We start from the raw sequence: 13,447 nt of genomic DNA on the forward strand, positions 1-13,447 counted from the left end.
CAACCCTTATGCAGCAAAATATGTCCCCTATTTCCATAGCCATTGCCGAAGACCAGCCCTTGGCACTACAGTCTATCTTAAAGAAGTTAGGCAATAGTCCAATACTTCAAATTGTATTTACGGCCATCAATGGTCTTGATTTACTAGAAAAACTTCAAGAACAGGCAGTAGAGGTGATTTTAATGGACATTGAAATGCCCATGATGGACGGAATTGCCGCCACACATGGCCTAAAGGAAAGTTACCCTGATATCAAAGTATTAATATTGACAACTTTTGACGATGACGATAAAATTTTCAATGCCATACTTGCCGGAGCCTCTGGCTATCTGCTAAAGGATGAAAGCCCAGAGACCATCAGTAAATCTATTGTCGACATTCAACATGGAGGTGCGGCTATGTCGCCTGGTATTGCCTTAAAAACGCTCAACCATATCAAATATCACTCGTCGTCTCCTATGGAACGAATTTCACCAAGTGCCGCAATCCTGTCTGCCCGTGAAATGGAGATCTTAACCGCGTTAAAAGATGGGCTGGCCTATAAACAAATTGCCGAAGGGCTATTTATTAGCGAAGGTACTGTCCGCAAACATATCGAACATATTTACCGTAAATTACAAGTAAACAATAAGGTAAGCGCCGTAAATATCGCAAGAGCCAATAAATGGCTATAATTATTCTGCAAAATCCGTCTGTGCCTTGTTCCGGTAGTTCCAAAGGCATGTTCATCATTTTGTACCTGTTAGGGGCCAACCAGCAAATCCGGTCTTAACTTCGCCAATTTTTTTGTGCTACCTTCTCTAACATCTTCGGCCAGTAAGGCATAGTGAATTGTCTTTTCCGTTTCTGCTTTCATCTGATTTGCTTGAATTACCGACAGCCTTTTCAGCACAAAACAACCACAACTCTTGCAAAGATTTATGTATTTTAGGTTGGTGATTTTCACCAACCTAAGGATAAATGGTTAATTCTTATTTCTTTGTTGGCTTGCGTACAATTACCATTCCCACATAGTTAGGTGCGGCATAATATTGTGCATCAATGAGATTTACGGGATCTTTAAGCTGAGGTACTACAATTAGCGCTCCGCCCCTTTTATTGTTATTTTGGCTATCCCGAATGGTGCTGCCATAATCAATGGCAATTTGGCTACCTGCATCCACTTGGTTAAATTCTTTAGTATTTGGACGTACAAAGTCATCTTGTCCATCCCATTTCACAGTTGCATCCTGAACGGCACAAGTCATCGAGGCCTTACCTTTAAAGTTAATCGAGCCGTCCTCGGCAATGGTAACCGTAACAGTGTTGGGATTGCAGGTAGGCTGCAGGGCCGCCCCCTCCCATACTCCTTTTAATGCGGCCAAAGCGGCTGGTGGTGTCGTACCAAAATGTTCTACATTATTGCGAAAACGATATTGGCTTGAAAATTCTATGGATGTGAAGCCATCATACAACTCTCCGCTATCGTCGGCAAGCACAAATATCTGTTGGCGTTTAAAGTCGGAAGTATTTGCCCAAGTGGTAATGGTGGTGTTGGACGGTGTACCCGATACACGGATGAATTGTTTGTAGCTGCTACCGCCACTAGCATTAATGTCTACATTATTTTGGGCCAATACCTCGCCCTTTGCGTTCAGCAGTTTCATGCTAAAGGTGGTTCCGCTTCGTTGCACTACCAGCTTTCCCTTGCCAATATCACTTCCTTTGCCTACCGGCGTAGCATAAATAGCTACCGGATGTTCACCTGCATAAAAATCGGCTACGGCATTAACGTCTGTAAAGCTGAGCGATGTAGCCCCCGAAAAGTTTTTTCCAATGCCTACCGCAAACTCCGAGGCGCTTCCGGTACTGGGAGTATCTTTTGGGGGTTCTTCCTCTACTGCAGGCGCACTGTTTTTACTACAGGAAAAAACGGCCACCATACAGACCGTTAAGATGGTTTTGAGGCCAAAATCTCTTGTTAATAATAGGTTTTTCACGATGAGTTGTTTAGTTACAGTTTTCATATCATTATTCGTCAATTGATAGGCTTAAAATTCGGAAAGTGCACTTTGTGCGGCAATACGCAGAGTTGCGTATCTTTTTCAATGATGCGAAAAGTCCAACAATTAAGTAAGATATAAGTTGTGGATCAAAATGCGGCAGTGTTTTTAAACCCGAAAAAACGCTAAATGAAAACCTATCCTGGGCCAATGCTATAATGGTTTAGATGAGTTGGTGGTTAGAAGATATCCGGAGCTATTTAAATTTAAAAACTGGTTGGCATTGGTGTACACAGTGCCCAACCATACCAAAACGGGCTATGCTGCATTGCTATGCAAACACATCGAAAAAATAGCCTTACAAAAAGGTATTTCCAAACTTTATCTTTTTACACTTGGTGCTGAAAGTTTTTACATTTCCCTAAACTGGATAACCATACAGCGTATTCAACACGAGAGCAAAGAGATTGTTATTATGGAAAAAGAGATTCATTAGGACAATTTGCGTAGCATTATGCCGGAATAACAATTTGGATGACAGTGCCTTGCCCTACCACACTACTGATTTCAAAATGGCCCTGATAATAACCCACACGTTTTTCCATATTATCCAAACCAAAGCCCATTCCGGTGCGCTGCATATCAAAGCCACGGCCATCATCGGTAAACTGGAAGTGATAGCTATCTGCATAGCCATAAAACTCTATAGTTACTAAACTGGCCTGCCCGTGCTTAAAGGCATTGCTAATAGCCTCTAAGGCAATCAGGTACATATCGTACACCCATTTCTGCTCAATGCGCTCGGGAAAATCATAGCAAAAAAACTCAATCTCCGCATCATCTAGTCCAGCATTTAAAATGGCGATCTGGCTGCGCAAGCTAGAAACCAATGCGCCTTCATCAAGCGCCTTGGGCAAAATTTTGTGGGAAATATCGCGGATATCACTGGCCAGTTCCCTAATGTTCTGTTTGGCCAGCTTGGCGTTCTTCATGTCAAACAGATGAATGATATGGGCAATTTTGCTGCCTACGTTATCATGAATGATATTGGCAATATTCCGCCGTTCCCGTAGCTGCACGTGGTTAATGGTACGCAGCGAGTTTTCCTTTTCAAGAATTACCTCCCGCATCAGCTCGGTGTTCTTCAAAAACACTTCAATATAATTTCTGGAAAGTACTGCTCCAAACAAGAACACCTCGTACAAACTGGCAAAAACCATCCAGTCATCGCCCAGCGAATAAGGAATAATTTCAAAGGTGCGCAAGATCAGGCAGCCGCCCCAGGCCAGCTGTGGGGCAAAGGCCAAAAGCGCATAAATGGCTTGGTCCCTTTCAATCCGCAGGTGTGTTAAGGCCGACCAAAAAAGTACCACAATGGCCAGCATAAACACGATATAACCCGAGATGAAGAAATACCTAAAATCAAAATCGGGATAAATATAGAGGAAAGTTGCCGATAGCACCACCAAAAACAAATTTACGCCACACAAGGCGTTAATGAGTCTGTATTTAAAAAACTGGTGCTCCTTTAACTCTAAGAAACAGCAAAGAAAATAGCTTAAGGCAATGTACCACAAAGCCCCACTGAAAATCCTGACCTCACTGAGGTGCAACAGGTTGGGGAATAGCAGATGCTTGGCGAAATTCATGGTAACCACTACATAGCAAACCGTTAACAGCGAGTAGCAGATGTAATAGGCGTACAAGCGTTTGCGGGTCATTAGCAACAGGATACCGTTGATCATTAACAGCAAAAAGGCAATTCCGATGAAAAAGGCAACCAAGGTCATTTTTTTGGACGACTGGGCTTCCAACTGCGCAGCACTATCCAAACGAAAGGAAAAATCGAAGAACGAAGTTTGCTTTTTGAGCCTGGCCCAAAGGGTACGTTCTTCTCCTGGTTTAAGCCGCAGTTCGTAGGCAAGACTGCTCATAAAAGGCGAACGGCCAGTGGTTCGGTCGCCCATGAGTTTCATCCCCTGCCCCTCAAAAATACTCAGGCTATCGATATGGTAATTGTCGAAACATAACCATACCCTGGCTTCCTGGCTGGCATCTTTATTTTTAAACTTGAAATAACACCATGCGGCATCATTACGGTTATAGCCTAAATTAACCTTTTGTTTTTCTACAAAGGGGCTAAACTGTTTTTGCACTGCTTCAGCCAATGTCCATTTCGAACCCCGATCAACCATATATCCTGCCGCTACCGAAATGTTTGCGCTACCGCCCGCCAGGGATTTTGATAGGCCTAGCAGTAGCAATAGGCTAATTAAGCAGGTTATTCTCATGAGCAAATTTGATGAGGGTACTGCTATTGCTGATTTCCAGTTTTTTGTAGATGTTCCGGCGGTGGGTATCTACCGTGGTTTTGCTTACAAAAAGGGCTTCTCCAATCTCCTTACTGGTTAGTCCTTTTATAATCAGCCTGATCACTTCCTTTTCCTGCTTAGATATCCTGAACTTGTTCACAATGGGTTCATCAATGGTGCGGTACACATCCACGCTCCTGTTATCGCGGCCATTGGTATGGAAACCATCGTTAGCGGGCATTTCAATCACCTTGATCAGTTCTTCGGCGGTAGTTTCCTTTTTAAGAAAAGCATCCATGCCCATTCTTTTGGCTTTTTGGATCAGAAAATCTTCATAATAGGCGGTAAGTATGATTTTTTTGGTCTGCTTAAGCTGTTCCCGCAGTTCCTCCAATAGCACAAAACCATCGGTATCACCAATATTCAGATCGCAGATCAACACATCAGCCTGATGCTGCCTAAGATGCGCCTTGCATTCATCAGCACGGTTAAACTTAGTGATTTCATAGCCTTGATCGGCATTTTTTAGCAGCTCGGCAATGCCGTTCAAAAAAAGCAGGTGATCATCACAAATGACAATATGTTTTGGCATCATGTAGTATTAGGTACTTTACCCTAAAACTAACAATAAGTTTTAAGAGCAGAAAATTATGGCTCCGCCAATATATGGAGCCGTTTAAATGATGGGGTTTTGGGACATATCCCTTTGGGTCAATCTTTTACCACCCGCACAGAAAAGCCTCTTTGGGGCGATTCGGATCCCACACCGCTAAGATTTTTCTTGTAGGAGCTGAAGCCAAAGGCGAAACCGTTTCTATAATAACCATAACCGCCGTTTTCATTGTAGCGGCTTGGCCCATCAATGGTAGAAGTCCACCATTGGCCATCGCCGTAATAATTAAATACCGAGGCTGCATTGGGTTCCTTGTCGTATTCATTGCTCCAGGCCCTTCCGCCCGGCAAAAAATTCAAGCCCGATTCGTTGGTACCATTCCCAGCATATTCACCATATTTTTTATCGGGCAGGTCCCAACCAGTTTTCCCCCTAATCTTCTTACCTGCTTCATACTTACCACCAAGCGCAACCATTAACGTTTCGTATTCCTGCTTGCTAGGTACATGCCATCCCTTTGGTGCCAATCCACGTGGGTCCATTACAGCGTGAAAATTATAAAGTTTGCCATATTTCTTGCCGTTTTTGGGATCAAAGTTCAGGTAAACAAAAGCTGGTTGATTGTTTTTGCAAAACTGCTGCCATTCGGCCGGTGTTTTGGCCTCGGGAATGGGATCACCATTGCGAAAAGTGGCTACGTCCAAATTTCGGTTGCTCCACACTTGGTTACCTACTTTCACCGGGGCCTCAATCTCGTCGCTGGCGTTGTAAATTTCTTTTAACATTGGGCCATTGGCCGAATTACAGCTCCATACGAAGTTTTGGGCAGGTGCTCCGTTGCTTCTTTTAAGGCACTCCCTGGTGGCAATGGCATCGGCTTCTTCTTTGGTGGCGGCAAGGCCCCAACCAAAGGCAGTGCCTACTTTACCGTCAATTGTTCGGTAGGCCGCACAACCTGCCCCAGTGTAGGATAACACCACGGTGCAATCGCCGCCCCTGCGTTTGCATTCCTCCAACGCTCTATTTTCGGCCTCGCTCAGCGTAGCTTGGTCAAATGACCATCCGTAATAAAAACCATTGCTCCTGTCGATGGCCAATGCACCGTATTTGGCTTTAACTGCTGCCTTTGCAGGAACTGCTTTTTTTGTTGGCTGCTTTTTTTGTGCAAAGCCTGTTGAAATGGCCAAGGCTAGTATTGATGCTAAAATTACTTGTTTGCTGCTCATGGTGATTTGTTTGCTAGTAATCAAAATTGAAAAATCAGCGCTTGATTGCCAATACTTATTTATGAGGATTTTTATGGAGCGTACCAGTGCAAAGCGATATTTAGCCGGGTATGGTTTGGCGGGGACGCCAAAACCTCGCCCTGAAATAGAACACATTGGCAACAAATACCAAATAACAGGTATTTCCCCGCACTCCTGTCATCCTGAGTGCAACGAAGGACCTCCTCGGTGTTTTGCAAGCCTGTCCAATTGGTGTTTGAAGACATTTTCGGCCCTGTTTATTGTCCCAATCCCCCCCGCTATTTGCACACATCTATTGGTAAATTTGGTTTATCAACAAATAACTGGAACATGAGAAAAATAAGGATTTTTGAACATATTTCACTAGATGGCGTTATTGAACATGACGAAAACTACCCCTATGGTGCCTGGACTATGCCTTTTCGTTCGGCTGAGGGAATGGCCATGCTGCTGGAAACTTACGGAACAACTTTCGATCTGTTTCTTGGACGCCGCACCTACGATGCCTGGCTGGCATTTTGGCCAAAAGCAGGAGATTTCCCAATGGCCAATGCCATAAACGCCGCCCATAAATACGTAGCCACCCACCGCAGCGAAGGACTTGATTGGGGGCCCGTTAAGCAATTGGGCAGCGATATCGTCGAAGAACTTGACAAGCTGAAATCAACCGAAGGGCCAGATCTGATACTTGCCGGGAGCATATCGCTTATCTCTCCATTACTAACCACCGGGCTGGTAGATGAAGTGGTGCTTATTGTTTATCCGGTACTACTGGACAAAGGCAAACGAATATTGGCAAACCACTTTAATGCCCTTCGGTTGGAATACAAAAGTACCTTAACCACCCCAACAGGTGTAATGATCAATACCTACAAATATGTTGGGCCACTGCAAAAATAGCTGGCCAACTTGTTCAGCAAACCAAAATCAATTTTTAATGCGGTAGCTTTTCCCTCAACAGGCCATACACCCAAGTGCCTGCAATAGCACTCAACAAAGTAACAGCCACCACGGTAGCTCCGGTACCAATTTGGGCAAAAAGCGGGCCCGGGCAAGCTCCTGTCATTGCCCAGCCCAAACCAAATATCAAACCACCAAAAACCTGTCCTTTATTAAATGTTTTGGGTGCAATTTTAATAGGTTCGCCATAAATGGTCCTAACATCAAACTTTCTAATCAAAAAAACGGATACCATACCCGTAATAATCGCACTGCCAATAATGCCATACATGTGGAACGACTGCAAACGAAACATTTCCTGTATGCGGTACCAGCTCACCACTTCTGATTTCACGAACACGATGCCGAACAACACACCAACTACCAAATATTTGAGGTTATGATACCATTTGTGCACCAAACGACTTTCGTTTACACACATCGCGTCGAGCTTGCGAAGCTGCAGGTCTTTTTCTATAGTGCTATTTTGCTGCATTTTTCTGTATATTATAATGAAAGGATAAAGGGTAAAATGAAGTTTGCCATGGCAAAGCCACCAATCATAAAGCAAATAGTGGCCACCAACGAGGGCCATTGTAAATTAGACAGGCCCATAATAGCATGCCCGCTAGTACAACCGCCCGCATAACGTGTACCAAAGCCCACTAAAAAGCCGCCAACCACCATTAGGATAAAGCCTTTTAAGGTAAATAAAGATGACCAGCTCATAATATCTACAGGAACCAAATGGTTGTAATTGGTAATGCCGTAACCGGCCAATTCAGCCGCCAATTTAGGGTTAACCTCCATGGGTGCCGGATTTGACAGCAAGCTAATGGCCACTACCCCACCTAAAAATATACCGAATACAAAAAAAAGGTTCCAAACTTCTTTCTTCCAATCGTATTTAAAGAACGGGATATTGGCAGGAATACAGGATGCACAGATATGCCTTAACGATGAGCTAATTCCAAAGGATTTATTGCCAATAATTAAAAGTAACGGTACGGTTAACCCAATTAGCGGGCCCGTAACGTACCACGGCCAGGGTTGTTTCAAAAATTCTAACATTGATTACAAAGTATTTTCGTTTACTAAGCTATTTGGCGCTGCGCCTATTTGACATAGTTGGCTTTTTTGATACTTTTTTGAAGGGACAGACACCCTACAGCCCGATATGCCGCAGCCACCGAGGTTCATGAGGGACATTACGGAAAACAATGCCCCAAGCCCTACCAGTAACCACTCATTTGTTGCAACGCCTTGCACCACGATCAAAATGCCCAATGCCAAACGCAGCAAGCGCATAAAATTCCATTGTTTAAGATAATTTTTCATCTTGTTTTTTTTTAAAGGTACTGATACCAAATGGCAAAGTTCCATTACTTATTTTTAGGTTACAGCTACTTTGGTTACACAAGCCGTTTTATTTTAATAATGTTTCTTTTATGACAATATAAAGGCCCATCGCTAATACAAACCAGCCGAAAGCGGGCTTTAGCAAGGTGGCTTTAACTTTGGCCGAGAGATAGCTGCCTATCAAAATACCTATTACGGCGACAGCCGCAATACCTAGCAGAAAGTCCCAATGTACGGTGTAATGGGAAAGGGAAAACCAAAAGCCCATGATAGAATTGATGGAAATGATCGCCAACGAAGTTCCCACCGCAGTTTTAACGGGCAACTTTAACAGATTAACCAATGCAGGGATAATCAGAAAACCGCCACCCGCACCAATTAAGCCTGTAAGAGCACCTATAAAAACTCCCTGCAGCAAAAGTTGCGGATAATTGGACAATTGCTTTGGAGATATAGCCTGATGTTCCTGTTGGTCTTTCCTAATCATGCTGTATGAGGCGGCAATCATTAAAAGGGCAAAAAGCAGCATCAGTAAAATATCCCGTGTAACCATGTATTTTCCGATACTGAAAATTTCAACAGGTATGGCGGGCAGCAAAAATCTCTTGGTAAAGAAAATGGATAACACAGATGGAATGCCAAAAAAGAAGGCTATTTTAAGGTTTACCAAACCTTTATTGAAATAGGAAAACGAGCCTACAATACTTGTGGTACCTACAATAAAGAGAGAATAAACCGTGGCCAGTACGGTATCAACATTAAATAAATACACCAGCACCGGAACGGTAAGGATACTCCCTCCGCCACCGATGAGCCCTAAAGAAATACCAATAAAAATTGATGCCATGTAGCCTGCTACTTCCATATGGTTTTGAATTTGCTGCCACAAAGCTGCCGCAATTCTCTTACCTACACAGCTACATTTGTTACATAAGGGTAATTTTGTTTCTACCTAAGCGCACCATGCCATTTTCCTCCATTTGTTTGAGCAGTCTTGAAACAACCACCCTGGCAGTACCTAGTTCATTGGCCAATTGTTCATGCGTGATGTGCAGGATGTTTTCGCCAGTAATTTCCCGTTTTTTGTACAATAGCGAGCGCATACGTTCGTCTGTTTTTTTGAAGGTAATTTCATTGATAATTTGTAGAAGTTCCTCAAAGCGCTTGTGGTATAATCTGAAAATATAATCTAACCATTGCGGATATTCCCTGATCAATAGCGACACCTTATCGGTAGGCAGAAAAAGAATTTCGGCATCCTCCTCTACTTCGGCCCTTACTTTACTGGTTTCGTTGTGCAGGCCGCCCAAAAAAGACATGATACAACTTTCTCCTGCTTTAATGTAATATAAAAGGATTTCTCGGCCATCTTCCTCAGTTCGGATCACCTTTAGGGTACCCCTAACCACCATGGGAATTGAACGGATAGAAGCATTTTCGTTTAAAATGACACTGCCCGCCTGATAGGTTTTGCGTATGCTATATTGATTAAGCTTCTCTACAAGACCTGGAGAAGATTTAAATTCGGGGATTTGTTCCAATTGCTCCATGGCTTTATTTTACGAGGACATTTATCGGGCAGTTTATTCTTTGGACAAAGTTAATGATCATATTTTTACGCCAAAAAGATAACCTACAAAGGCAGAAAGCCCCATGGCAATGGTTCCCCAAATGGCTATTCTCAGCACCGCTTTAAGGGGATTAGATCCGCCGGTTTTTGCAGCGGCAACCCCCAAAACCATCAGAAAGATGATAGTAAAGCCATACAGCCAATATTCCATGCCTTTTACGGGCGCAAAAAGAATAACCAATAGCGGTAGCAAACCTCCTACCGTAAAGGCCGCACCAGAGGCCATTGCTGCCTGTATGGGATGCGCCTGACTGATCTCGTTAATGCCCAGTTCATCCCTTACGTGGGTGCCAAGGGCATCTGCTTCGGTCAACTCAAGGGCAACCTGCCTTGCGGTTTCCTTTTTTAGCCCTCTTTGCTCGTAAATTTGTGCCAATAGGTTCAGTTCCTGTTCGGGCATTTCCTTTAATTCCTTTCTTTCCCGCTCAATATCGCCCTTTTCTATATCAGTTTGTGAACTTACCGAAACATATTCGCCGGCGGCCATAGACAAGGCCCCCGCTACAAGCCCTGCAACCGTTGCCAGCACAACAGGCTCTTTGGTGGTGCTGGCAGCTGCAACGCCAATGGCAAGACTGGAAATGGAGATAATGCCGTCATTGGCACCTAAAACAGCAGCCCGCAGCCAATTGCTTCGGTGAATGTAGTGGTTGTCCAAATAGTTGTCTAGCGTTAGCATAATTTCGTTTTTAAGGATAAATATACTGATTTAGACAAGCCAATTGCGACAGCGGCCCAACTATCTTTAAAAATTTACTGGTTACGCCACTTACCCAAGCATTTCTACCGGTTCATCCACACGGCATCCCAGCCATGGTTTTTATCGGTATCAGTTTGGTAAGCCGATTCCAATAGCATGTTTTTCAATGCCCACGCCATGCCACCAGCAGCAATTTGAATGGTAGTTCATTAATGGCGTCCGGTATTTGCTGTTGGTCGTTATGCCATTTGGCGATAAAATTTTCAGGGTTTTAACCCGGGGAATGGTTTGTATTCCCGGATGAGGTTTTCCGGTTTTTTATTCGAAACTTTTGTTGATCTGGTTCAACAGGTACTCTTTTCTATCCGAACTGTATTCCCAGAACATTACACCGCCCAATTTGTGCTTCAATACATATTGGCACTTATGGTCTACCGACCATTCGTCATCATAAGAAATAAAGGCTTTGGTTTGCGGATTAAACAAATACGGTGCTTTAGCATCCTCATCCTGATAAGCAATGAAACCTTTTTTGTTTAGCAAGCTATCTTTTAAAAACGTGTATCCCTTGCCATAGCTATTGGCCGAAGAACGGATGGTGTCGCCGATTCCTTTGCTGGCACTGGCATTTAACAGTAGGTTTCGCCCATAGAAAGCAATCCCCATGACAATTTTTGAAGCAGGTACGCCTGCCGCAAGGTAAGCTTTAATGGCTTTGTCAGCAGAGTTGTCAGACGGGTAAGCTTTAGAATCGAACAAATTGGTATGGTGCTTGGCCTGTTTAGCAGAATAATAGTCGTAGGTCATGAGGTTTACATAGTCCAAATACTGTGCGGCCTCGCCCATTTCGGTATTGTTCAAAAAGGATGCAAAACCGCCTGTAGCCGTGGTTAACAGTTTTTTTTGGCCTGTTTCCTTTTCCAAAAGATCAAGCTCTTTTCTTAATTCCTTAAACATCAAGGTAAAGTTCTGCTTATCCTCTGGTCGGTACACATTGCCTTCCTCTCCGGGCATTCCGGGGTATTCCCAATCAATATCTACCCCGTCTAACCGATGCTTGCGAATAATATCGACCGAACTCTTGGCAAAGCCCTTGCGCAGCGAATCGGTTAAAACGGCATCCGAAAAGTTTTCGCTCCACGACCATCCGCCTATAGAAATCAGAATTTGAAGATTGGGGTTCTTTAGTTTCAGTGAATTTAAGCGTACAAAGTTGGTCGAATCTCGCTTTGCGTTATCTAAATAAGCTTGATTGTTTCTGATATTGACGAAAGCATAATTGATATGCGTTAGTTTCTGCGCATTGATCTGTTCTGGATTAACTAAGCCGCTGTAGCCTGTTACATAAGCAATTACTACAGGTTTTATTTTGGAGACAGGTGTTTTTTGGACGGCCATTAAAACCACTGCCACTGTGATTAGGGCAAAGAGCTGTTTTATTTTTTTCATGATGTTAAACTTTTAAACGAATACGGTATTTTTCCATCAATGCTACAATTCTGATGACGATAAATGCCACCAAGAACGAGCGTACAATGCCCCCTAAACCTGCATTAAAAAAGGAAGGATAGTTGAAGTGGGCCAAGCTAAGGACAGCATAAAGTACATAAGGCATGAGATAGCAGGTAAGTGTACTGGTGCCCGCTGGCTTGATCCATTTAAACCAATCTTTTTTTTCTTTCACATCTACCCAATAGATGATAAACTTAAACGTTAAAATAGTAATTCCCATGCAAATGAACACCCAAGCTGGAGTGGCGTATATCTTTGAAATTCCACCAGCATATGGCCTGAGTACAAAACCCAAAGCAATGCAAAGCAAACCAGACAGGCTGAGTAAAAACCATAGTTTTTTGCTTTGTTGTTGGGCGATAAGGTATTGGTAACCGGTGGCAATTACCGCACCACCCATCATTAAAGTAATGGATGAGGCATCGCCTATTTGCCACAAATTAACGTGTAGCAAATCCATGTGGGTAGTGATATTGATGAGGGCGTAAATGACAAAAGCAATCAACAGCCACCACATTTTTCCTCTGGTGAGCAGATAGGTTAATGCCGAGAATAGGTAGGCCCAGCCAATTAAGCCTAAAATACCCCACCAATGTGGTGCTAAACCATGTGGATTTTCAGCACTGCCTCCTTTATACCAGTAACCCATCACCAAAATAAGGACGACGCCTATGGTGGTAAAACCATATTTTTTAATGTTCGATATTTCTTTTGGATAGTCTAACCAAACCAGAAAAAAGCCCGTAGTGAGCAATAAGGTATAAATGGGTTTTGCCAAACCTGCCAGGTCGCTGTTGTAACTCTCAAGGTTGACATGAAAAAAGCCCATCACAATTAAAGCAAGGGAACGCAATAAAATGTGGGCGGCAATGGCCAGCATTCCATCCCCTTTGTTTATTCTGGTTTGAATGGCAAAGGGCAATGATAGGCCTACGATGAACAAAAAGGCCGGAAAAATCAAGTCTGAAAAACCCATGCCATCCACCTCTGCGGCAGTATGACCAATCCAAGCTGGAATACGTGCCACACCAGCCACATCATTTACAAAAATCATGAAGAACATGGTGATTGCTCTTAAAACGTCTATGGATGCTATTCTGGAAGGTAATGCCATGTGCGTTGATTTACATTTTCAATGGATTAAATATAGGCG

General features: G+C 43.4%; 15 protein-coding genes. 3 read left to right on the plus strand and 12 right to left on the minus strand.

Annotated features, from left to right (window positions below; translation table 11 throughout):
* Positions 1 to 8 precede the first annotated feature (8 nt).
* Positions 9 to 674 carry a response regulator transcription factor gene (locus DUT71_RS08700; RefSeq protein WP_113662159.1) on the plus strand — a complete coding sequence of 222 codons (666 nt, stop codon included), beginning with the start codon at positions 9 to 11 and terminating at the stop codon, positions 672 to 674.
* A gap of 297 nt (positions 675 to 971) precedes the next feature.
* Here the strand turns inward: DUT71_RS08700 and DUT71_RS08705 are convergent, their stop codons facing one another.
* Positions 972 to 1,979 carry a hypothetical protein gene (locus tag DUT71_RS08705; RefSeq protein ID WP_162795992.1) on the minus strand — a complete coding sequence of 336 codons (1,008 nt, stop codon included), beginning with the start codon at positions 1,977 to 1,979 and terminating at the stop codon, positions 972 to 974.
* Between the two features lie 238 nt (positions 1,980 to 2,217).
* Between DUT71_RS08705 and DUT71_RS20600 the strand changes: the two genes are divergently transcribed.
* A complete protein-coding gene (locus DUT71_RS20600; protein WP_205313889.1) occupies positions 2,218 to 2,478 on the plus strand; it encodes a GNAT family N-acetyltransferase in 261 nt (86 codons plus the stop codon).
* Positions 2,479 to 2,494: 16 nt separating this feature from the next.
* Here DUT71_RS20600 and DUT71_RS08715 read toward each other — a convergent pair whose 3' ends face one another.
* The 3 genes from DUT71_RS08715 to DUT71_RS08725 form a co-directional block, all read right to left on the minus strand.
* On the minus strand, positions 2,495 to 4,273 hold the full coding sequence (locus DUT71_RS08715; RefSeq protein WP_113662162.1) for a sensor histidine kinase: 1,779 nt from the start codon (positions 4,271 to 4,273) through the stop codon (positions 2,495 to 2,497).
* Positions 4,251 to 4,889 (minus strand): response regulator transcription factor, encoded by a 639-nt coding sequence (locus DUT71_RS08720; RefSeq protein WP_113662163.1) that lies wholly within the window; start codon positions 4,887 to 4,889, stop codon positions 4,251 to 4,253. The genes DUT71_RS08715 and DUT71_RS08720 overlap by 23 nt, the downstream gene beginning before the upstream one ends.
* 116 nt (positions 4,890 to 5,005) lie before the next feature.
* On the minus strand, positions 5,006 to 6,133 hold the full coding sequence (locus DUT71_RS08725) for an FISUMP domain-containing protein (protein WP_162795994.1): 1,128 nt from the start codon (positions 6,131 to 6,133) through the stop codon (positions 5,006 to 5,008).
* Positions 6,134 to 6,484: 351 nt separating this feature from the next.
* Between DUT71_RS08725 and DUT71_RS08730 the strand changes: the two genes are divergently transcribed.
* Entirely contained in the window at positions 6,485 to 7,054 is a 570-nt protein-coding gene (locus tag DUT71_RS08730; RefSeq protein WP_113662165.1) for a dihydrofolate reductase family protein, read from the plus strand.
* A 34-nt stretch (positions 7,055 to 7,088) separates the two neighbouring features.
* On the opposite strand, the gene DUT71_RS08735 is transcribed toward DUT71_RS08730, so the two are convergent.
* From DUT71_RS08735 to DUT71_RS08770, 8 genes are all read right to left on the minus strand, one after another.
* Positions 7,089 to 7,589: a DUF6691 family protein gene (locus DUT71_RS08735; protein WP_113662166.1), complete on the minus strand. Its 501-nt coding sequence runs from the start codon at positions 7,587 to 7,589 to the stop codon at positions 7,089 to 7,091.
* Between the two features lie 11 nt (positions 7,590 to 7,600).
* A complete protein-coding gene (locus DUT71_RS08740; RefSeq protein WP_113662167.1) occupies positions 7,601 to 8,164 on the minus strand; it encodes a YeeE/YedE family protein in 564 nt (187 codons plus the stop codon).
* Positions 8,165 to 8,167: 3 nt separating this feature from the next.
* The gene (locus DUT71_RS08745; protein WP_205313890.1) at positions 8,168 to 8,431 is read right to left on the minus strand and encodes a hypothetical protein; all 264 of its coding nucleotides are present in this window, start codon (positions 8,429 to 8,431) and stop codon (positions 8,168 to 8,170) included.
* Between the two features lie 88 nt (positions 8,432 to 8,519).
* The gene (locus tag DUT71_RS08750; protein WP_113662168.1) at positions 8,520 to 9,317 is read right to left on the minus strand and encodes a sulfite exporter TauE/SafE family protein; all 798 of its coding nucleotides are present in this window, start codon (positions 9,315 to 9,317) and stop codon (positions 8,520 to 8,522) included.
* A 61-nt stretch (positions 9,318 to 9,378) separates the two neighbouring features.
* The gene (locus tag DUT71_RS08755) at positions 9,379 to 10,002 is read right to left on the minus strand and encodes a Crp/Fnr family transcriptional regulator (RefSeq protein ID WP_113662169.1); all 624 of its coding nucleotides are present in this window, start codon (positions 10,000 to 10,002) and stop codon (positions 9,379 to 9,381) included.
* Between the two features lie 57 nt (positions 10,003 to 10,059).
* Entirely contained in the window at positions 10,060 to 10,761 is a 702-nt protein-coding gene (locus tag DUT71_RS08760; RefSeq protein WP_113662170.1) for a VIT1/CCC1 transporter family protein, read from the minus strand.
* A 339-nt stretch (positions 10,762 to 11,100) separates the two neighbouring features.
* Positions 11,101 to 12,231, minus strand: a complete 1,131-nt coding sequence (locus DUT71_RS08765) for a glycoside hydrolase family 18 protein (protein ID WP_113662171.1) — start codon at positions 12,229 to 12,231, stop codon at positions 11,101 to 11,103.
* A gap of 4 nt (positions 12,232 to 12,235) precedes the next feature.
* Positions 12,236 to 13,408: a DUF5009 domain-containing protein gene (locus DUT71_RS08770; RefSeq protein ID WP_113662172.1), complete on the minus strand. Its 1,173-nt coding sequence runs from the start codon at positions 13,406 to 13,408 to the stop codon at positions 12,236 to 12,238.
* Between the last annotated feature and the right edge of the window lie 39 nt (positions 13,409 to 13,447).

It is taken from the genome of Pedobacter nanyangensis, from assembly GCF_003313505.1.
GTDB classification, from domain to species: domain Bacteria; phylum Bacteroidota; class Bacteroidia; order Sphingobacteriales; family Sphingobacteriaceae; genus Pedobacter; species Pedobacter nanyangensis.